The sequence below is a fragment of the Shewanella waksmanii genome (genome assembly GCF_043643685.1).
GTDB classification, from domain to species: Bacteria; Pseudomonadota; Gammaproteobacteria; order Enterobacterales; family Shewanellaceae; genus Shewanella; species Shewanella waksmanii_A.
Window position 1 is genome coordinate 368,796 of record NZ_JBHZSN010000004.1, and the last position, 21,717, is coordinate 390,512.

Genomic DNA, 21,717 nt, shown 5'->3' on the forward strand with positions numbered 1-21,717 from the left:
CACATAAGAATGAAGTAAGGAGAACGGGGTATGGCTGATAATATAGCCAAATTGGAACTGCCAGGGAACGACTCGATTGAACTGCCTATCAAAAAGGGAACGGCAGGATTTGATGTCATTGACATCAGCAAACTCGGTAGCAAAGGTCACTTTACCTTTGACCCAGGATTTTTAGCGACAGCTTCTTGCGAATCTGCAATCACATACATTGATGGCGCTCAAGGTATTCTTACCCACCGCGGTTACCCTATCGGTGAACTTGCTGTTGAATCAGATTATTTAGATCTATGTTATCTATTACTTTATGGAGAGTTACCAAACAAAGCTCAGTACGATGAATTTGTTCACACCGTAAAAACCCACACTATGGTGAACGAGCAGTTGGCAACCTTCTTCAAAGGTTTCCGTCGTGATGCTCACCCAATGGCAATGCTTTGTGGTGTAACTGGTGCACTTTCTGCGTTTTATCAGGACTCACTAGACGTCAATGATGAACGCCACCGCGAAATTGCTGCTTTCCGCTTAGTGTCTAAAATGCCGACTATCGCGGCAATGTGCTACAAGTACTCAATCGGTCAGCCATTTATCTACCCACGTAACGACCTAAGCTACGCGGGCAACTTCCTAAGCATGATGTTTGCTGTGCCATGTGAAGAATATAAGGTTAACCCAATCGTTGAACGCGCCATGGATCGCATCTTTATTCTACATGCTGATCATGAACAAAATGCATCAACGTCAACGGTTCGTCTATCAGGCTCTTCTGGCGCAAATCCGTTTGCGTGTATTGCTGCTGGTATTGCTTCTCTATGGGGCCCTGCTCACGGCGGTGCTAACGAAGCTTGCTTAAACATGCTAGAAGAAATCGGTAGCGTAGACCGTATTCCTGAGTTTATTGCTCGTGCTAAAGACAAAGAAGATCCATTCCGTCTGATGGGCTTCGGTCACCGTGTTTACAAGAACTTCGACCCTCGCGCTAAAGTGATGCGTGAAACATGTCATGAAGTACTTGGTGAACTTAAAGTGAACGATCCACTATTAGATGTCGCTATGGAACTTGAGCGTATCGCGCTTGAAGATGAGTACTTTGTGTCTAAGAAGTTGTATCCAAACGTAGACTTCTACTCAGGTATCATCATGAAAGCGATTGGCATTCCAACAAGCATGTTCACCGTACTGTTTGCACTAGCACGTACAGTTGGTTGGATTGCTCACTGGAAAGAGATGCTTGACCAACCTGGTCACAAGATCAGCCGTCCACGTCAGCTTTATACCGGTTCAGATGACCGCTCTTTCGTACCGTTAGATAAGCGATAAGCAACTGCGTTATCTCACTAAAAGGCACCTTAGGGTGCCTTTTTTATTTGCCTCTACCCTCTTTTTAACTGAGACCCTCTCTCGCCATCAAATTGTTAACCATGCCTGATACTAGCTGTTTACGCCTTATACAAGCGCTTTCATCCTGCAAATAACAAGTTAGCTGATGCTCGCTTTAACCATACTCACCCCTTCCATGTAAACGGCTGTTACTACTGTAGCGTTTATAGCGGATATAGCGGATATAGCGGATATAGCGGATATAGCGGATATAGCGGATATAGCGGATATAGCGGTTTATGAAATAGCAGTTTCAGCTTAACGCCAATAAACCTTAAAAACCGATTAAACAGCTAATTTCCAGTACTGTATTTCAACGCTTTTTCCTACCAATAAATGTACAAATTCAAACAAGCTTATCGAGCTTTCAACTGAAAACGACACTGACGATGCAGAGGTAAAACATCTTTACCATTAGCAAAATCTTAACTGAAATTTTGACCTTTTTGGTCACCAAACCGGATGAATAATAATATCGATAACCTATATTCAATCATCCGCTCGTTAAGGTATTTGACCGAATCGAATTTTGTAGTACGCCCAGCAGATGCTTTGTTTGCTGTCATTTCACTCAGTTTTCGCTGTTTTACCAAACATTATGCTGGACAAAAAAGTAGAAATATTTATTGCAAATTTATGCAGCCAAGCTTTTACAAACCCATTCGTTAAAATCCACACTATGTGATCATTTTCACTACATTTAGTTAAACCCACCACCAGCACAAATGCCAAAAACACTCATAAGCTATTGTTAAAAATAAAAATTAATAATTGGCACACATCATGCTTATTAAGGGCACAGGACTAAATATTAAAAGGTATGATCACATGGATACTGCTGCAAAATTTAAAATCGCCCTTCCCCTACTTCTTGTTTCTGTACTTTCAGCTTGTGGTAATGAGGAACAAGTAAAAGAAGAAGAAAAATACGCTATACCAGTTGAAACCACTACCGTCATTCAAGGTGATGTTTCTTCATTTTACAGCACCACCGCAACGTTAGAAGCACCGCAAGAAGCCCATGTGGTTACCCGTATCGCCGGCCTAATAGAAACATTAAATGTAGAAGAAGGTGATCGTGTTCAAAAAGGCCAATTATTGGCTGTCATTGATGCTAAACGTCAGCGCTATGATCTGGCTCGTTCACAAGCGGAAGTCGAGATTATCGAACAAGAATTAAATCGCTTGAAAAAAATGAGCAACAAGGAGTTCATCAGCGCCGATAGCATGGCAAAGCTAGAGTATAACTTGCAAGCCGCTATCGCTAAACGCGATCTTGCCGCACTGCATGTTGAAGAAAGCATGGTCCGATCGCCTATCGATGGCGTAGTCGCAACTCGTTTTGTTAAAGCCGGTAACATGGCGAAAGAGTTTGAACAACTATTTTATGTAGTCAATCAAGATGAGTTATACGGTATCGTTCACCTTCCTGAAGCGCAGCTATCCAGTTTACGCCTGGGACAAGATGCGCAACTGTTTGCCAATAAGCATACTGATCAGGTCGTTAACGCCAAAGTGTTGCGAGTCAGTCCAGTAGTTGATGCCCAAAGCGGCACATTTAAAGTGACGCTATCGGTCCCTAACGAAAATGCCAAGCTCAAGGCTGGTATGTTCACTCGTGTCGAGCTACGTTACGACACCCACAATGATGTGATCACTGTTCCTTACAATGCCGTCATTAACCAAGACAATCAATATGCCTTGTATGTCATAGAAGGTGAAAATGCCTCACGCCGTGAAGTGACTTTAGGATATCGCGAAGCCGATACGGTGGAGGTTGTTTCAGGCATCGATGCTGGAGAGCAAATTGTCATTAGAGGCCAGCAAAACCTTAAGGATCAATCGTTAGTTGAGGTGATTGGCGCAAGCCAAATCGCTACAGCTAAACAGTAGCAGGGAGTTGCCGATGTCAATTATTAACACTTCAGTCAAGCGTCCAATCTCGGTTTGGATGTTTATGTTGGCCATCATTTTATTCGGTATGGTGGGCTTTAGTCGCTTAGCCGTTAAACTGCTACCAGACCTTAGCTACCCGACGATTACTATCCGAACTCAATACATCGGCGCGGCGCCGGTAGAAGTTGAGCAGCTTGTGTCGAAACCCATTGAAGAAGCTGTAGGTATTGTCAAAGGCTTACGAAAAATCAGTTCTATTTCACGTTCAGGTATGTCCGATGTGGTCCTTGAGTTTGAATGGGGCACAGAAATGGATATGGCAAGTCTTGATGTACGCGAAAAGCTTGACACCATTGAGCTTCCCCTTGATGTGAAAAAACCATTGCTGCTTAGGTTCAACCCAAATCTTGATCCTATTGTCAGGTTAGCCCTGTCAGTACCCGACGCTTCAAGTGCAGAACTTAAGCAGATGCGTACTTATGCTGAAGAAGAGTTAAAGCGTAATCTTGAGTCTCTCTCTGGCGTCGCCGCCGTGCGATTGTCAGGCGGACTTGAACAAGAAGTACATATCCAACTGAACCAGAACAAGCTCAGCCAGCTTAACTTAAATGCAGATAACATTCGCAACCGTATTGCAGAAGAAAACATCAACTTATCCGCGGGTAAAGTGGTTCAAGGTGATAGAGAATATCTAGTGCGCACCCTTAACCAGTTCAACTCTTTAGAAGAACTTGGACAAATTATTATCTATCGCGACGAGCAAACCTTAGTGCGCCTATTTGAAGTTGCCAGTATCACTGACGCCCATAAAGAGCGTAATGATATTACTCGGATTGGTTCTCAAGAGTCTATTGAACTCGCCATCTATAAAGAAGGTGATGCCAATACTGTCGCAGTTGCGAGAAAAGTCACTGCTGAGCTCAACGCGTTAAACGCAAAAAATGAAAAAGCGCAATTAGAAGTCATTTATGACCAGTCAGAATTTATTGAAAGCGCGGTAAAAGAAGTCACCACCGCGGCATTAATCGGTAGTTTACTGGCCATGTTGGTTATCTACCTATTTTTACGAGACATCATTCCAACCCTGATTATCTCTATCTCGATTCCATTTTCGGTTATTGCCACCTTCAATATGATGTATTTTGCTGGCATCAGCCTCAATATCATGTCGCTTGGGGGAATCGCCCTCGCCGTTGGCTTGTTGGTCGATAACGCCATTGTGGTATTAGAAAACATCGATCGCTGTAAAAAAGCCGGGATGAATAAGCTTGAAGCTGCGGTAACTGGCACTAAGGAAGTCGCTGGCGCTATTTTCGCATCAACCCTCACCACCTTAGCGGTATTCGTACCACTGGTATTTGTTGATGGTGTCGCTGGCGCGCTATTTTCCGATCAAGCACTGACGGTCACTTTTGCCCTGCTCGCTTCTTTATTTGTTGCATTAACAACGATTCCGATGCTGGCATCCAGAGAAGGATTTAAAGCACTGCCACAATTGATAAAAGCTGAGGCAAAAGCCAAGCCAGTGGGTAAAATGGCCAAACTTAAACACTACAGTGCCACTGTGTTTTCGTTTCCATTTGTGCTGCTATTTAGCTACCTTCCATCACTTTTGTTAACTGCAGGGTTGATGCTTACCCGAGCAACATCTTGGGCTGTGGGTTTGATCATGCGCCCAATATCTTCAGGTTTTAACTGGAGTTACCGCTTATTGGAGCGTCTATATCACCGACTATTGTCCTATGCGTTAAAGCACAAAATAGTCACTGTTACCGTTGCATTGATGATCACTGCCGGTGCTGGCAGTTTGATCCCACGTCTTGGCATGGAGCTTATTCCGCCAATGAACCAAGGTGAGTTTTACATGGAAGTGTTATTGCCACCTGGAACCCAAGTCACCCAAACCGACCGTGTTTTGCAGCGTTTAGCATTATCGATTAAAGACCGCGAAGATGTTAAACATGCATATAGCCAAGCTGGTAGCGGTGGGTTGATGACTTCAGACACCTCCCGCGGCGGCGAAAACTGGGGACGTTTGCAAGTTGTACTAGCCGACCATCAAGCGTTTGATGCGGTCACTGAAGTGTTACGTAACACAGCAATGCGAATTCCCGAACTCGAAGCGAAAATTCAGCACCCTGAATTATTTAGCTTTAAAACACCGCTTGAAATTGAAGTGGCAGGTTATGATTTACCGCTTCTGAAGCAAACCGCTGATGATTTAGTTAATGCGTTATCAGACTCCGACCGTTTTGCCGATATTAACACCAGTTTGCGTGATGGCCAGCCAGAACTCAGTATCAAGTTTGATCACGCCAGATTAGCAGCACTAGGTATGGACGCGCCAACCGTTGCAAACCGTATTGCACAGCGTGTCGGTGGTACCATAGCCAGTCAATATACAGTACGAGATCGCAAAGTCGATATTTTGGTACGCAGTGAAGTTCAAGAGCGCGATCAAATTAGCGATATCGACTCAATGATCATCAACCCGAATAGCCAACAACCTATTCCGTTGAGCGCTGTTGCCGATGTAAGCTTAGATCTTGGGCCTTCTGCCATTAACCGTATTAGCCAGCAACGAGTCGCAATTGTCTCTGCAAATCTTGCATATGGTGATTTAAACGAAGCCGTTAAAGAAGCCCGCAATATCCTCAATGGCCAAGCGATTCCGAGCTCAATCCAGGTGCGTTTCGGTGGTCAAAATGAAGAGATGGAGCACTCTTTCCAATCACTACAGATTGCGCTGGTACTTGCTGTCTTCTTAGTCTACCTAGTCATGGCAAGTCAATTTGAGTCACTACTTCACCCTCTGCTAATTCTTATTGCTGTCCCTATGGCGGTTGGTGGCAGTATGATTGGCCTTTACATCACCCAAACACACCTTAGCGTCGTGGTGTTTATCGGCTTGATTATGCTAGCCGGTATTGTGGTCAACAACGCCATTGTGTTGGTAGATCGCATTAATCAGCTGCGCCAACAAGGCCTCGACAAACTCGAAGCGGTGGAAACCGCGGCAAAATCTCGCTTACGCCCCATTATCATGACTACCATGACAACGGCGTTAGGTCTTGCACCTATGGCACTGGGTCTTGGAGACGGTAGTGAAGTACGTGCTCCAATGGCAATTACAGTGATCTTCGGCTTGTCATTAGCCACCTTACTGACATTAGTGGTCATTCCCGTGCTGTACGCGCTATTCGATCGTAAGCAATTTGATGTCACAACGGATGCCAAAACTGACAAGGAGGCCCTAGCATGAATATTACTCAGCTAGCTTTAAAGCGTCCGGTCACCACAAGTATGTTTTTTGTCGCCATACTGCTGTTTGGTATGGCCTCAAGTCGACTGCTGCCGCTAGAAATGTTCCCGGGCATTGATATCCCGCAAGTCTTTATTGAAGTGCCCTATTCAGGTTCGACACCAGCTGAGGTTGAGCGCGATATCACCAATATATTGGAAGAATCTTTGGCGACCATGGGCGGTATTGATGAACTTCGCAGCCGCTCTTCGCAAAATGGCGCTGAAATAGAGCTGCGGATGAAATGGGGGGAAAACGTTGCGACCAAAAGTTTAGAGGCGCGGGAGAAAATTGATGCCGTTCGTCATCTTTTACCTAAAGATGTTGAGCGTGTATTCATTCGTCAATTCTCAACCGCTGATATGCCAGTACTCACCATTCGTATCTCCAGCGAGCGCGAATTGTCTGGTGCCTTTGACTTACTCGATAAGCAGCTTAAACAACCGTTAGAGCGCGTAGAAGGGGTTTCTCAAGTCGCGCTTTATGGCGTTGAACAAAAGCAGATTGAGATCCGAATAAATGCCGATAAACTCAGTGCAAGCGGCATTAGCGTGCAAACACTACAACAACGTCTTGGCCAGGAAAACTTTGTCATCAGCGCAGGCTCGTTGCGCTCTGCGAATCAAGTATTGCAAGTTTCGCCTAAAGGTGAATTTCTCGATTTAGATCATATTCGCCAAGTGGTGTTAGCACCGGGTATTCGCCTGGGCGATATTGCCGAGATTAATTTCGCCCTACCCGAGCGGTTCGAAGGACGTCATCTTGATCAAAACTATGCGGTTGGTTTGGACGTATTTAAAGAGTCTGGTGCTAACCTTGTTGATGTATCAGCGCGAGTGCTAAAAGTCATTGAGGCTGCAAAGGAAGATAAACAGTTTAATGGCATTAAATTGTATGTCATGGAAGATCAAGCTTACGGCGTTAAATCATCACTGAGCGACCTGTTAACTGCTGGGCTCATTGGTGCATTACTCTCTGTGGCGGTGCTATACCTGTTTATTCGCAATTTGAAGATGACCTTAGTGGTAGTTTCTTCAGTGCCGATTGCCATTGGGATGACATTAGCTGCGATGTACTTGCTGGGTTATAGCTTAAACATCCTATCAATGATGGGACTGCTATTGGCGGTAGGTATGCTCATTGATAATGCGGTAGTGGTCTGCGAAAGTGTATTACAGCAAAAGCAGCAACAAGGCTCTGGCAAACTCAGCGTTAATGATAACCAAAGCGCCGTATTAAAGGGCGTCAACAAGGTCGCATTAGCTGTATTAGCCGGTACCTTAACCACCGCGATTGTCTTTTTACCCAACATTTTTGGCGTCAAAGTTGAGATGACCATCTTCCTAGAGCATGTGGCGATTTCAATTTGTATTTCACTGGCAGCGTCATTGCTTGTTGCCAAAACATTGATCCCACTGCTGCTCAGCCGTATGGACTTTCAACTCGATGATAAAAACCACACAGGTAAACTGCAAAGCTATTACCATCGCTCACTCAATTGGGTATTAACCCACCCGAAAGTATCAGGTGTTATTGCCATTCTTATGCTAGTTTCTACCGCATTACCGTTAAGCTTGGTGCAACAAGACCAACAAGATGGGGCGAGCAATAACCGGTTATTTATCAATTATCAAGTTGAAGGACGTCATAGCTTAGACGTTACCGAAGCAATGATTAATCGAATGGAAGATTACTTGTATGCCAATAAAGAGGCATTTCATATCGAGTCGGTATACAGCTTCTACTCCCCCGACAGAGGCCAGTCAACTTTGATTTTGAAAGAAGACATCGATGTTGATATCAATGAGCTCAAAAGGACGATAAGAGAAGGTTTCCCCAAATTTGCCATCGCCAAACCGCAATTTGGCTGGGGTAGTGAAAATAGTGGTATTCGCATCACCTTAACTGGTCGCTCAACGGCAGAATTGATCACACTAAGCGAACAAGTATTACCGCTACTAAGCAGTATTGAGGGCCTAGCTGATGTTCGCTCTGAACTCAATGGCGCGCAACAAGAAGTGGTGATCCAAATTGATCGTCAAATGGCTGCACGACTTGATTTAAAACTCAACGAAGTTGCTTCAGCCATCTCAATGGCGCTTCGAGGCTCGCAACTGCGCTCATTTAGGCACGACCCAAGTGGCGAGTTACGCATAGAGCTGGCTTACGATCGTCAATGGCGTGATTCTCTTGAGCGTCTAAAACAACTGCCAATAGTGAGGATCGATAATCGTGTATACACCCTAGAGAGTTTGGCCAGTGTGACTATTCAGCCTCGGTTTGACACCATACGTCACTATGACCGTCAAACCGCGCTGTCTATCGGTGCAAACCTTGACGATATCACCACCGAAGAAGCGCAGAAACAGATAAACTTAGTGATGGATGCAATCGATTTCCCACCAGGATATGCGTATTCATTGCGTGGGGGCTTCCAACGTCAAGACGAAGATCAAGCCATCATGGTCACCAATATGTTATTGGCTATCGCCATGATATATATTGTCATGGCCGCGCTTTTCGAGTCACTACTACTGCCAACCGCCATCATTACTTCAATTCTGTTCTCTATCACAGGGGTATTTTGGGCGCTGTTATTTACCGGTACCCCGATGTCTGTGATGGCGATGATAGGGATTTTGATTCTAATGGGTATTGTGGTGAACAACGGTATTGTGTTGGTTGACCAAATAAACCAAAAAACGCCGGCTTTGGCCGATTTGACCGAAGCGATTCATCAGGTATGTATCACCCGACTACGTCCGGTATTGATGACCGTTGGCACTACAGTACTTGGCTTGGTACCTTTAGCTATGGGCGATACCCAAATCGGCGGCGGAGGACCACCGTACTCGCCAATGGCCATCGCAATTATTGGCGGGCTAACGTTTTCTACCTTAACCAGCTTATATTTGGTGCCATTATGTTACCAAGGTTTATATCGCATGCGTCACCGTGCGGGTATGGCGTTATCACAGGCAGACGCAACATCAAGACGACTACTACCTTGGGTACATCATTAATGTACTATTAAGCGCAATAGAAAAAGGCGACAACATGTCGCCTTTTTTATAACCATTTGCAGCCAAATCAAAATCCAGTTAACTTAGCCGTTAGGAAATTGTTAACGGAAAATATCCAATGATGAGCATAAAAACAAAGATTTGCTTAGCAGCAACATTTAGTTTTGCGACCCTGTGTTTTAATGGTTACGCCAATGATGACAAATACGCTAACGTGGAAATCAAGCCAACTAAGCTCTCTGATAGTGCCTATATGTTTGCAGGAGCCGGTGGCAATATTGGTGTATCTGTAGGCGCTGATGGCATCATCATTATTGATAATCAATTTGCGCCACTTGCCGGAAAAATCTCTCAAGCATTAGCCAATATCCAACCAGGATTACCTCGATACATTATTAATACTCATTATCATGGCGATCATACTGGCGGCAATAATGTGTTTGGTCAAACCGGGACCATTTTTGCCCATCATAATGTATTAAAACGTTTAAGCGATGATGATTCATATAAGGCTGCTGGCTTACCAACGATTACCTACTCCACTGACACCTCAATACACGCTAATGGTGACGTACTAACACTATTGCACACTGGTGCCGCGCACACCGATGGCGACAGCATCGTGTTGTGGCAAGATAAAAGCATTGTTCATATGGGCGATCTGTTCTTTAAAGACCGTTTTCCCTACATAGATTTAGATGCCGGAGGGTCGGTAAAGGGCTACCGTGATGCGGTAGCTAAAGTCATTCGTAAAATCAATGCTGATACCATTGTCATTCCGGGCCATGGCAGCTTAGCCACCCGAGACGATCTTATCCGGTTTAAGCATATGTTGGATGCATCAATTAACTGGATGGAAAGCAATTTGGCTAATGGCGCCTCACTTGAAGCATTGCAGCAACAAGGTATGCCCGAAAAGTGGCAAGATTGGGGGTGGCGATTCATTTCTGAAGAACGTTGGATTGCGACCCTGCATAAAGGCTTGGCGACAAAATCCTAATTCTGGGGCATGTTGACTATTCACGGTTTATTTTGTTCGGATGGTGGCCCATAGCCAACATCATTTAATCAGTAACAAGTAATTTACCGCCTGTCACTGCTGGCTATTTGAAATGTTTCAATAGCCAGTAGATGGGGCGTAAATCTTTGCCACCGATCTTTCTAAGTGGTGCCACAATTAAGTTGGCCCATTGCCAGCTTTTCATCTTAGCTTTTGCAGCCTGCCAAACAGCTTCACCATGAGTTTGTCGGTAAGTGCGAATCGCTTCGTCAACAATATCTTGATGTTCATAAAGGTAGCGGTAAAGGCTGTGAATATAAACGAGCAAATCACGGACTTGCTGGTCGTGCATATGTTGCTGGCTTTGATTAGCTTCAAAATCAATAAATGCAACCACACCATCTTGCCAGCTAATATCCCTTAAGGCTGGGCGGCCATGGGCTAATCCCAGCTGATGTAAATCAGCCAAAGCACGGGCAGAATCGACAACGACTTGACGAAGCTTTTCTTTGGGAGTGGTGGCATCATAAGCCCATTGTGTGACCGTTCGACCGACATCAGCAACCACCAAGTAATCACTTCCATAACTGACTAGTTCAGGCACCGCGGCCCCTTTTGCAGCGAGGGACTGCAAAGTCGCTATTTCAGTTTGTATGGCAATATCCGCCGGCTGTTTCAATAGTCGCATTGCACCGGTGAGTTTTTCAGCTTGTTTCAGCCAATATCGTCTACCTTCATGCTCAAAACTGACGATGCGTTCTGATGCGTGGTCGACTAATTGTTGCTTAATCACATCGGCTAAAGCTTGATTACTCACTCATATACTCCCTGATAAAATCGCGCTGAATTATGCGCATTTACCCAAGCAAATGCAATCATATACCCAAGAGAATTGGAGCTGCAGTGCGGCAATAAGCCAGTTTAGCCCTATGAGCATAGGTGTTCTATGTGATTTGGGTAAATTGGCGCAGTTAACAAAACTGCAGCTTCAAGTCTGAAGCCAACGACCTTAACCGCTTTGTCCTATATCGGACCATAAAAAACGCCGGTAAAACTGACATTTACCGGCGTTCTAATCAAGTAAAACTAAAGCTGATTATGGCAAGTAATGCGATTAAGATTCTTGCTCTAATGGCTCAGCTTTATTTTCTAATAGTACAGGGATCCCATCATTAATGGCATAAACCAAACGATCAACCTTACAAATAAGCTGTTGTTTATCTTTATTATATTCTAGCTTACCCTTACATACTGGGCAGGCAATAATATCCAGCAATTTTTTATCGAACGCCATTCGGGTTTCCTTTTTTCTGCTCTATTTGACGGTGAACTTTCGCCATCAAGTTTATTTCAAATTCAGTGGATAGCTTGGCATTTACCGGCAAATACCACCAGTTATCTTTTGCAAATTCGCGACATTTAACCGCATCTTTTTCAGTCATCACCACCGCGCCATCTGCGGAAATAGCTTCGATATCCTCAGCGCTCAACATCATATGATCATCAAAACCATGACAAGCCACAAGATTAAAGCCGTTGTTTTTTAGTGTATTAAAAAATCGCTGCGGGTTTCCGATAGCGGCTATCGCGCACCAGTTTGCATCTTTGGCAGGTGCTGCGCCAGTATTTTTAGCAGCAACAGGTTTGAGCGAGTCGATGACTAACTCCATGGTTTCGCCCAAACCATTAACACCGCCATTGTTTATCACAAAATCAACCTGATGCAAGCGCCAAGCCCCTTCCCTTAACGGGCCTGCGGGCAACAAACAGCGGTTACCTAACTGGCGTTGACCATCAATAAGGATAAGCTCAATATCTCTTGCTAAGTGATAATGCTGTAAGCCGTCATCACTGATAATAATATCAACATCATGATTGGCCACTAAGGCTTGTGCAGCATCAACTCGACTAGCACCAATGACCATAGGTACCTCGGTACGACTCACAATCATTAACGGCTCATCACCTACCTGCTTGGCTGTAGATTCGCGGCTTACATGACGTACGCCATCAAACTTAACCCCGTAGCCTCGGCTAACAACACCGGGACGCAGGCCGTGCTGCCTTAGCAATTCAATCAGATAAATCACGGTTGGCGATTTACCACTGCCGCCGACGGTAATATTACCCACAATAATCACTGGCACATCAATCTGTGTTGCTTTTTTTATCCCCAATGAGAATAAACTTCGACGAACTGTCGTTACCAACGCAAATACAGCAGACAAAGGTAAAAGCAGTGACCACAATAGCCACATTAGCGGTGTTCGCTTGCCATACCATAATTGGTTAACGAAGGCCTGCATTAGCTACCAAACTGCATTTGATAAAGATTATAGTAAACGCCCTGTTTAGCCAGCAAACTGTCATGGGTGCCACGCTCAATGATTTTACCTTGGTCAACCACCAAAATTTGATCGGCATTTTCAATAGTCGATAATCGATGTGCGATGACAATCGAGGTACGATTTTGACGTAGATTATCTAACCCACCTTGAATCGCTTTTTCTGATTCAGTATCCAACGCAGATGTTGCCTCATCAAGGATCAGCAGCGGTGCATCACGTAATATGGCACGCGCTATCGCAATTCGTTGACGCTGACCACCTGAAAGCATTACGCCATTTTCTCCCACTTGGGTCTGTAGCCCTTCAGGTAACTGTTCAATAAACTCCATGGCGTTGGCCAACTGAGCCGCTTCAACAATTTGTGCTTCACTGACTTCACCTGGATATGCATAAGCGATATTGGCGGCGATGGTGTCGTTAATTAAGGTCACTTGTTGTGATACCAAAGCAACCTGACTGCGTAACGAGGCAAGTTTATAGTCTCGTAAACTGACGTCATCAAGGGTAATATCACCGGATTCAAGATTAGAGTAAAAACGCGTCACTAGGCTTGCGATGGTTGACTTTCCTGAGCCTGAACGCCCTACCAAAGCTAAGGTTTCGCCTGGCTTGACACTAAAATCAACCCCATCTAAAGCTAACCCTTCTTGGTTGTCATAACGAAAATCAACTTGCTTAAACTGTAAGTTGCCTTTGACGCGATCTGTCTCATAGCTACCGTTATCGGTTTCAGCAGGTGTATCTAACAACTCAAAAATCGTGGTACATGCTGCAATGCCTCGCTGAAACTCTGCATTAACGCGGGTCAGACTTTTAATTGGCTGTAACATCGCCAGCATTGCCGCTAGTATCGTAGCAAAAGTCCCCGCGGTTAAATCTGCTTTCATACTATCAAGGCTAGAAGCATAGAGAACAAAGGCTAACGCAAACGAACCAATCACCATCACCAACGGCTGACTGATTGATTGTGCTAAGGCCAATTTCATTGTCCGCGAGCGGTTATCATCATTGACCTTAAGAAATCGCTTAGATTCGGTTTCTTGACCACCAAAAACCAAGACATTTTTATGGCCTTTGATCATCTGCTCTGTCACTGACGTCACACCGCCCATCGCCGCTTGGATTTGCTTGGATACTTTACGAAACTTTCTACTAACAACCGCTATCACTAGGCCGATTAATGGGCCCACAATCAGAATACACAGTGATAATTTCCACGAGTTATAGAACATCACCCCAAGCATACCGATAACCGTAATGCCATCTCGTACTATGGTAATAAGCGCACTACCAGATGCTCGAGCGATTTGCTCAGTATCATAGGTGACCCGAGAGATTAAATTACCGCTGCTCTCTGAATCAATGTAGCTCACAGGTAAACGTAAATAGTGTTCAAACACTTGTTGACGCATATCCATGATCATTCTGGCACTGATATAGGATATCCCGTAGGTCGATAAGAAATTGGCAAGACCACGTAAAGTGAATAAGCCAACGACAACAAATGGCGCCATGCGCAGCACGTCATTGTCAGAATTAAAACCGGCGCCCATGCCAAGGTCTACCCCCGCTACAACACCCGTTGCGGAATCGGGGATATTGCTAGCAAAACCCTGATCAATAAATGGTTTTATCGAGTAAATAAATGTTGCATCGACCAGTCCGTACAAGACTAATCCAAATACCGACAGAAATAGCACCCCTTTTAAAGGGACTAAATAAGTTAACAGTCGCAGAAATACGACGCGAACTTCACTTTTTGAGGATGTCGTCATTTAATAATCTATGATTAAGAACAAAGCAGACATTCTACTCGCTATTGTCCATCTCACCAAACCCTAACAAGTTGTTATACCAAAATGGTGCAAAATCTGACCGATATGTCTTCACATCAATCCCTGAGTGATTAAAATTCACGCTCACTTGGCCTTCTATTCCCGCGACGAGCACTTCAGCCTCGGTGTCAATGTATCTTTGTATCACGTCAAACTTTGGCAGTTTATAGCGATTTTGATAGCCTGCTGGCACTAAGGCCAATTTAGGCGAAACACTTTGTACAAACTCAGTGCTGGACGAGGTTAAGCTACCATGGTGAGGAACCACCATAACATCGGCTGTTAATTCGGGATAAAGCGCAACAAAGCGCTTCTCACTGCTAGCTTCAATATCACCGGTTAACAAAATCGACTGCTGAGCATCACTGATTAACACCACACAAGAGCCGTTATTACCCGATTTCATTTGCTGCGGTAACAGAAATTCAATAGACAATTGCTGCCACTGTATTTTACCCGGCCGGCAATCAAGTACTGATGAATCATGTTGTGAATGGCTATCGCTTATTAATTGTAAATGGGGAAATGCTTGAGTTAACTCGGCCAAGCCGCCAGCATGATCGTTATCATCATGGCTGATAATCAAGTAATCAACCTTGGTAATGCCTCGAGCAGATAAAAATGGCAGCAGCGCTCGCTTGGCATAGCTAAACGTGCCAAATGCCGCGCCTGTATCATAAACAATCGCTCGCTTATCAACTTGCACCACGATACTTAAACCTTGACCAACATCGACCATATGAACTTGCCAATGCACCTTTGGGATAGCAATAACATTATTTACGCTTGCTAACATTAATGGAAGTTGCAATGCTAGCGCAGTCAATCGCCATTGCCAGGCTCTTGCCACCACGAAAATGATGATACCTATCAAGGTAAATATCAGTGCCGCACTGATTTGCTGAGATAGGCTCCACCAAACTTGCGGAAAGCCAGACACTAAATCGTAATAGGCAGCGACCGGCGATAGTGAAAGATCCACCAGCCTAGCAAACCCATTAACCAGTGACTGTATCGCACTAACGCCGGCTAACGACATTAACGTATAAGCCAATAATGTTAGCAATAACAATAGGAAACAAGCTGGGATAATAATCAAACTAAAATAGGGAACAAGCACAAAATTACTTAATAAACTGTAAGGCGCTATCCCAGCAAACAGCACGCCTTGCAACGCAGTCATCATCAAAGTTAAGCGCCACTGAATCGCCCACAGATTCTTTGCAGCTTGGCCTATTTTTCCCAAACGTGATATTCCAGATACTTTGCCTTGGCCACGGTTTGCAGCTGAAATTGGCGAGTCTGTGGTTTGGGTTGGCAGTAAATACCCTGATGAGAAAATAATGGTTATGGCCGCAAAAGAAAGCCAGAACCCGGCTCCTAAGACACTGGCCGGATCAAATAGCAGCACTAAAAATAGCGCCCACAACAATCGCTCAAAGGGTTGGCTGTGCCGCTTTGCAATCATCAATACCACAATACAGACCAGCATAATTAGCGCGCGCACCGTTGGCAACGCAAAACCGGACAACGCAGCATAGCCTGCGGTACAACACAACATCAGTACCGTAGCGATGTACCAGTTTCTCAGACCTTGGCTAGGTTTAGCGCTTTTTAACAATGCAAAACATAGGGTAAAACTCCAAAACGCAACAACGGTAAGGTGCAAACCTGAAATGGACACCAAATGGCCGGTACCTGTATTGCGCAGCGCCTGCCAGCGCTCGTCATTGACGAGCGATTTGTCACCAAATTGCAATGCCATCATTAAATCGCCTTGCGCCAAGGGCGAAACTACGGTTTGCGCGTAAGCTAACACTTGCTGCCGTAATCCACTTGCAGGTTGATGCTTCTTCGCGGATATCACCCTGCCTTTGGCTACAATATGACGATTTAAGAAGTACCGTTGCCCATTAAACCCACCTTGATTCATGACTGACGTAATCGATTTAGGTTTAAGCGCAAACCACCACTGCTCACCCACATTAACCTCAGGTGGACGCTGCCAGCTTACACGCATGTTTTGTGAAGGATGTTGCAAATATTTTGCATCCAACAGGCGAATATCCATACTAATCCAGTCGCTGTTTTGATTAACTAGTGATATGATTTCCGCCCTCACGCCTATCTCATGAGCAGATGTTGGCGTAGGAATAGTCATTAGTTGATTAAAAAAAATACTTATCCAAGCTAAAGAAAAGAGGCAACCTGAAAGTAACGGCGCTAACCTGACACAAGCGGCAGCAAGTAGCAGAGTTATCAATGCCCAAGAATTAGATAATAAATTTGGCCATAAAAGTGAAGAAAGGCTGGCTATTACATAGCCGAACATAAATCGATTCATAACAGATAAGTTAAGACTGTAATCCGACGCTATGCCAAAAAAGTTCATCGAAAAATACATGCCAAAGCCTGAGAGCTTACAAAACCATAAACATCTCAAAATGTTTGGCAAGTTGCTGCATAACCCTAACCTGTGGTCGCTAAATCGCCGTTCTGCCCCTAAAGCGTTTGCTATTGGCTTATTTGTCGCTTGGATCCCAATGCCATTTCAAATGGTGCTGTCAGCCGCTTTGGCGATCATATTTAACTGTAATTTACCCGTCGCAGTCGCCCTAGTTTGGATAACAAACCCCATTACCATGCCATTCATGTTCTATGCAGCCTATATGCTTGGGGCAAAGTTACTTAATCACCCGCCACAAGAATTTGCCTTTGAAGCCAGTTGGCGTTGGATTGAAGCCTCTATATCGACAATTGGTCCCCCTTTTCTGCTCGGCTGTATGGTCCTAGGTATCGTATTTGCCATCATCGGCTATTTCACTATCCATAATATGTGGAAGTACTCGATTTTATTTAAATGGCGAGCAAGAAAATAAGTGCAATTCAACCTGGTATTTGGCTACACCTACTTAATATCAGGATAAAACGCTATTTTTACTAAACTAATAAAATAATTTCACTACCAGCCCTGTTCTAATACAACTTTATTGCATCAAGGATGTGATACCGACGCTGCACAACTACGCTATCGTTAACAACAATATGGTTACAGAAGTATCAATAACACTTAACCACTAATCCTCGGACAATCGGTTAAGCAATTGAAGTAAGGAATCATTTTGTTGAAGAAGATTTTTATTTCCATACTATTTTTAGTGCCACAGGTCAGTTTCATGACCATGGCTTCTCAACAAAATCTTGCAAACCTTGAGCAGCAACTAAGCATTTTAGACAGCAAAGACAAAATAGCGCTGTTATACCAAACACAATCCACCGTTCAATCTTGGCCAGCCCTTGAGCAAGGGCATTACTACTATTTACTTGCTTATGAACTTGATCAAAGTAACCAAATGCAAGCTGCAATTGAGTACTATGACCAAGCCATTGCTTTACTTGCAGCATTTCCTGTTTCAGAAAGGTTGGTCAAGAGCCACTCTGGACGTTCATACGCAACTTACCAGCTCACCAACGACCCCAAGCAATACTGCCCTGACAGAGAACAAGCACTTGATTATGCAGAGCTGTTAGATAACGCTGACTTACTTGCTCAAACCCTGACTCAAACCGCCTTTTGTTTTGACCGTTTCGGTGACTTTTCATTGGGCATCGCCCGCTTAGAGCGCGCCATGAAATTAGCCAAAGCCAGTCAGTTAACCCCAAATAGACAGGCGATGATTTTTAATGCTACAGGGCTGTTATATCGTCGAAATGGTCTGCATAGCCGCGCCTATGATAATTTGCACAAAGCCTTCGATTTATGGCAAGAAGTTGATGATAAGCAAGACATGTTTAACATGTTGCATTCCTTGGTAGGTGAAGCCATCGAATTAAGTCATTGGCAGAATGCAGATCGCCACGTTGAGCAGCTTTTTCAAATGGCCGAGCAGTCGCCGCAATTTGCCGATTTTGAGTTTTTCGCGCTGTTTAACGCGGGGAGAAACGCCCTCGCCCAACACGATTTTCAGCTTGCAATCGGCTATCTTGAACAAGCGATTGCTAAACAAGATGCTACCCAAGAGCGCTTTTTTATTGCAGCAAGCTACATTACACTCGCCATTGCCTATGTTCGCAATGGCGATAGCGTCAATGGGGCCAAAATGGCGCAAATCTATTTATCTGATCCCAGCTTTAGTGGCCGAGTCGAGCAACATAAACTCATTGCCAGCAGCATCGTAGCCTTAAATGATGGGCAGGCTCAACAAGCCATTGAACAGCTCTTCCAACTGCGCGATCAAGAGCAGAAAAAGTTTGCATCACGTATCGACAACAAAGTGATTTATAGCGCGTTAGATCATGCCGCACAGTTGGCAGAATTTGAGAATTTGCTGTTAGAAAATAAACTGTCTATCAACCAGCTAAAGCTCAATACAGAAAAAGATAAACAACATATCTCACAACTAACAAGCGCGTTATTTGGCTTAATCACCTTAGTGCTCATCGCACTTACAGTTTTTCTTTTTCAATCTCGACGCGTCTTTAAACGCAGTGCACAAACAGATTATCTGACCGGGATTGCTAACCGACGCTTTACCATGGAAATGGGTGAAAAAGCACTGTTGCGGGCGCAAAAAAAGCAACGTGCACTGTCATTGCTTATTTTCGATATTGACCATTTTAAACGAATCAATGATACCTACGGCCATGATGTTGGCGATAAAGTCATTAAATCAGTGGCACGCCGAGCCAAACAGGTATTTTCGGAGAGTAAATATCATCTCGTAGGCAGAATTGGCGGCGAAGAGTTTCTAATCATTGCACCGAACACTGAACTTCAGCAGGCAAAACAGCTTGCCGACAAGCTACGACTCGACATCGCTAACCATCCTGTGCAACTTAAACAGCACAGTATTGAGGTAACCGTGAGCATAGGTATTGCGGACTTAACCGAAGCAAACAACAGCTTACCTCTAATGATTAATCAGGCTGACAACGCGTTATACCAGGCCAAACACAAAGGCCGTAACTGTGTTGTTGTCAGCCAGTAACTGGCATTAGCGGCCGGCAAGCGCCCGTGCAGGCGGTGTTTGACTGGCCTTCCACGCTGGATAGAGCGTGGCGATTAAGCTCATCATAAAGGCAAGGCTTATCACTAATACAACATCTTGCACCATGAGTTTTGATGGCAAGAAATCAATAAAATACACATCTGTAGACAGTAGCTTTATCGAAAATAATTGTTCAATAAACAGTGCTATCGCACTCAAATTACTGGCAATTAACACACCAAACCCACTGCCGAGTACACAGCCTAACAGGCCATTTAATGCACCTTGGACAATAAAGATCCCCATAACAGAAATTCGCCCCATTCCCATGGTCAGCAATATGGCAATTTCAGACTGCTTATCCCTAACGGCCATCACAAGGGTAGAAACAATATTAAAACAGGCAACTGCGATCACTAATGCCAACACTAAATACATGATGGTGCGGACAAGTTGAATATCTTGATATAAATGCCCCTGGGTGCGGGTCCAATCACTCAAATAAACATACTGATGTTGGCTATAGCCTAAATCTCGAATTAATTGCGGCGCTTGAAATAAATCAGCCACCTTAATGCGCAGCCCTGATACACCATCGCCTAACCCCAAAATACTGGCACCATATTGCATCGGAATATAGGCTGTGGCCATATCAAGCTCACCACCAATTTGAAACAAACCTGAGACAATAAAGCGATGGCTTTTAGCCGACCCTAAACGGCTAGTATTTGCGCCCATTTCAGGCATATACAGACTTAATGTATCACCCACTTTTAACGATAACGACTCTGCAAGCCCTTTACCTAACACAATATTGTTACTGTCTTGGGATAGGCTTTGCCAAGCTGAGGCAGACATAAAGTCAGCAATATTTGATACTTGCGATTCGAATTCTGGCAATACACCAACAACAGACAAGCCCTGAAAGCCCCCCGGTTTTTGAATTAAACCTTGAATGCGCACAAACGGCGCACTGGCATCAATGCCTGCAATCAGGTTGGCATCATTTGCAACCTGTTGCCAATTTTGCAATGGGTCATTGACTCCGGTTAGCTCTCCATGGGACACCACACCTAATAATCGATGCTCAAGCTCATCTTCAAAGCCATTCATCGCCGAAAGTACAACGATAAGCACCGCTACCCCTAATGCAATGCCTGCTGTGGAGGCAAAAGAGATAAAACTAATAAAACGATTTGACTGCCTTGCTCGGTAGAAACGCCAGCCTACCCATAGCGATAACAGCGACTTCATGCTTCACCCTCTTGCAGAACACCATCTTTCATGGTTAATTGGCGATCCATCCTTTGAGCAAGTTGAGGATCATGGGTGACAATAATGAATGCGGTTCCCAGTTGCTCACCTAATTCACGAATTAAGTCATAAACCGCATCACCACTGGCGGCATCTAAGTTTCCTGTAGGCTCATCGGCCAACACTAATTTAGGCTGATTTATTAATGCACGAGCGATGGCAGTACGCTGACGTTCCCCCCCTGACATTTCCGCAGGAGTATGGGATAAACGGTGTGCTAAGCCCACTCGAGTGAGTAACTCTTTCGCTTGTTGCTCCACTTCTGAGCGTGGTCGGCCTTCAATCAAACCCGGCATTGCCACATTTTCTAGCGCGGTAAACTCTGGCAGCAAGTGATGAAACTGATAAATAAAACCTAAATCTTGATTGCGCACTCGCGCTTGCTTGGCAGCAGAAAGCTGATAGAGATCCTGCCCAAGCATGGTCACACTGCCACGGCTTGGCTTATCGAGAGTCCCCATAATATGCAGTAAGGTACTTTTACCAGAGCCAGATGAGCCAATAATAGCAACAAGCTCTCCGGCTTTGACCTGCAGATTCACATCGTGCAACACTTGGGTATCTATACTGCCTTCTTTAAAGTGTTTACTGACGTTTTGGACTTGTAAGAGCGGCTGTGGTGTCATTTGATTATT

14 protein-coding genes are annotated in these 21,717 nt (G+C 44.5%); 7 read left to right on the forward strand and 7 right to left on the reverse strand.

Annotation, left to right across the window (positions count from 1 at the left end):
- Positions 1-30 precede the first annotated feature (30 nt).
- The 5 genes from ACHUFW_RS08575 (at position 31) to ACHUFW_RS08595 (ending at position 10,597) form a co-directional block, all read left to right on the forward strand.
- Positions 31-1,317, forward strand: a complete 1,287-nt coding sequence (locus ACHUFW_RS08575; RefSeq protein ID WP_394202202.1) for a citrate synthase — start codon at positions 31-33, stop codon at positions 1,315-1,317.
- An 888-nt stretch (positions 1,318-2,205) separates the two neighbouring features.
- The gene (locus ACHUFW_RS08580; protein ID WP_394202204.1) at positions 2,206-3,270 is read left to right on the forward strand and encodes an efflux RND transporter periplasmic adaptor subunit; all 1,065 of its coding nucleotides are present in this window, start codon (positions 2,206-2,208) and stop codon (positions 3,268-3,270) included.
- 13 nt (positions 3,271-3,283) lie between these two features.
- Positions 3,284-6,535: an efflux RND transporter permease subunit gene (locus ACHUFW_RS08585; RefSeq protein ID WP_394202206.1), complete on the forward strand. Its 3,252-nt coding sequence runs from the start codon at positions 3,284-3,286 to the stop codon at positions 6,533-6,535.
- Positions 6,532-9,597 carry an efflux RND transporter permease subunit gene (locus tag ACHUFW_RS08590; protein WP_394202208.1) on the forward strand — a complete coding sequence of 1,022 codons (3,066 nt, stop codon included), beginning with the start codon at positions 6,532-6,534 and terminating at the stop codon, positions 9,595-9,597. The genes ACHUFW_RS08585 and ACHUFW_RS08590 overlap by 4 nt, the downstream gene beginning before the upstream one ends.
- A gap of 118 nt (positions 9,598-9,715) precedes the next feature.
- Positions 9,716-10,597: an MBL fold metallo-hydrolase gene (locus ACHUFW_RS08595; protein ID WP_394202210.1), complete on the forward strand. Its 882-nt coding sequence runs from the start codon at positions 9,716-9,718 to the stop codon at positions 10,595-10,597.
- A 103-nt stretch (positions 10,598-10,700) separates the two neighbouring features.
- Here ACHUFW_RS08595 and ACHUFW_RS08600 read toward each other — a convergent pair whose 3' ends face one another.
- From ACHUFW_RS08600 to ACHUFW_RS08620, 5 genes are all read right to left on the reverse strand, one after another.
- Positions 10,701-11,414, reverse strand: a complete 714-nt coding sequence (locus ACHUFW_RS08600; RefSeq protein WP_394202212.1) for a BUD32 family EKC/KEOPS complex subunit — start codon at positions 11,412-11,414, stop codon at positions 10,701-10,703.
- 297 nt (positions 11,415-11,711) lie between these two features.
- Positions 11,712-11,891, reverse strand: a complete 180-nt coding sequence (locus ACHUFW_RS08605) for a Trm112 family protein (RefSeq protein WP_394202214.1) — start codon at positions 11,889-11,891, stop codon at positions 11,712-11,714.
- Positions 11,878-12,903: a tetraacyldisaccharide 4'-kinase gene (gene lpxK, locus ACHUFW_RS08610; RefSeq protein ID WP_394202215.1), complete on the reverse strand. Its 1,026-nt coding sequence runs from the start codon at positions 12,901-12,903 to the stop codon at positions 11,878-11,880. Before lpxK ends, ACHUFW_RS08605 begins: the two co-directional genes overlap by 14 nt.
- Complete coding sequence (gene msbA / locus ACHUFW_RS08615) at positions 12,903-14,720, reverse strand: lipid A export permease/ATP-binding protein MsbA (RefSeq protein WP_394202216.1); 1,818 nt, start codon at positions 14,718-14,720, stop codon at positions 12,903-12,905. Before msbA ends, lpxK begins: the two co-directional genes overlap by 1 nt.
- Before the next feature lie 34 nt (positions 14,721-14,754).
- Positions 14,755-17,184 carry a DNA internalization-related competence protein ComEC/Rec2 gene (locus ACHUFW_RS08620; RefSeq protein WP_394202217.1) on the reverse strand — a complete coding sequence of 810 codons (2,430 nt, stop codon included), beginning with the start codon at positions 17,182-17,184 and terminating at the stop codon, positions 14,755-14,757.
- Between ACHUFW_RS08620 and ACHUFW_RS08625 the strand changes: the two genes are divergently transcribed.
- A complete protein-coding gene (locus ACHUFW_RS08625; protein WP_394202219.1) occupies positions 17,156-17,659 on the forward strand; it encodes a DUF2062 domain-containing protein in 504 nt (167 codons plus the stop codon). The genes ACHUFW_RS08620 and ACHUFW_RS08625 overlap by 29 nt on opposite strands.
- Before the next feature lie 243 nt (positions 17,660-17,902).
- The gene (locus ACHUFW_RS08630) at positions 17,903-19,768 is read left to right on the forward strand and encodes a GGDEF domain-containing protein (RefSeq protein WP_394202220.1); all 1,866 of its coding nucleotides are present in this window, start codon (positions 17,903-17,905) and stop codon (positions 19,766-19,768) included.
- Between the two features lie 6 nt (positions 19,769-19,774).
- Here the strand turns inward: ACHUFW_RS08630 and lolE are convergent, their stop codons facing one another.
- The gene (gene lolE / locus ACHUFW_RS08635) at positions 19,775-21,022 is read right to left on the reverse strand and encodes a lipoprotein-releasing ABC transporter permease subunit LolE (protein WP_394202222.1); all 1,248 of its coding nucleotides are present in this window, start codon (positions 21,020-21,022) and stop codon (positions 19,775-19,777) included.
- Complete coding sequence (gene lolD / locus ACHUFW_RS08640) at positions 21,019-21,708, reverse strand: lipoprotein-releasing ABC transporter ATP-binding protein LolD (RefSeq protein WP_394202223.1); 690 nt, start codon at positions 21,706-21,708, stop codon at positions 21,019-21,021. The genes lolE and lolD overlap by 4 nt, the downstream gene beginning before the upstream one ends.
- Between the last annotated feature and the right edge of the window lie 9 nt (positions 21,709-21,717).

Coding starts and splice junctions, on each gene's coding strand:
- ACHUFW_RS08575 (WP_394202202.1), top strand. CDS start 31: ATGGCTGATAATATAGCCAAATTGGAACTGCCAGGGAACGACTCGATT.
- ACHUFW_RS08580 (WP_394202204.1), top strand. CDS start 2,206: ATGGATACTGCTGCAAAATTTAAAATCGCCCTTCCCCTACTTCTTGTT.
- ACHUFW_RS08585 (WP_394202206.1), top strand. CDS start 3,284: ATGTCAATTATTAACACTTCAGTCAAGCGTCCAATCTCGGTTTGGATG.
- ACHUFW_RS08590 (WP_394202208.1), top strand. CDS start 6,532: ATGAATATTACTCAGCTAGCTTTAAAGCGTCCGGTCACCACAAGTATG.
- ACHUFW_RS08595 (WP_394202210.1), top strand. CDS start 9,716: ATGATGAGCATAAAAACAAAGATTTGCTTAGCAGCAACATTTAGTTTT.
- ACHUFW_RS08605 (WP_394202214.1), bottom strand. CDS start 11,891: ATGGCGTTCGATAAAAAATTGCTGGATATTATTGCCTGCCCAGTATGT.
- lpxK (WP_394202215.1), bottom strand. CDS start 12,903: ATGCAGGCCTTCGTTAACCAATTATGGTATGGCAAGCGAACACCGCTA.
- msbA (WP_394202216.1), bottom strand. CDS start 14,720: ATGACGACATCCTCAAAAAGTGAAGTTCGCGTCGTATTTCTGCGACTG.
- ACHUFW_RS08625 (WP_394202219.1), top strand. CDS start 17,156: ATGCCAAAAAAGTTCATCGAAAAATACATGCCAAAGCCTGAGAGCTTA.
- ACHUFW_RS08620 (WP_394202217.1), bottom strand. CDS start 17,184: ATGTATTTTTCGATGAACTTTTTTGGCATAGCGTCGGATTACAGTCTT.
- lolE (WP_394202222.1), bottom strand. CDS start 21,022: ATGAAGTCGCTGTTATCGCTATGGGTAGGCTGGCGTTTCTACCGAGCA.
- lolD (WP_394202223.1), bottom strand. CDS start 21,708: ATGACACCACAGCCGCTCTTACAAGTCCAAAACGTCAGTAAACACTTT.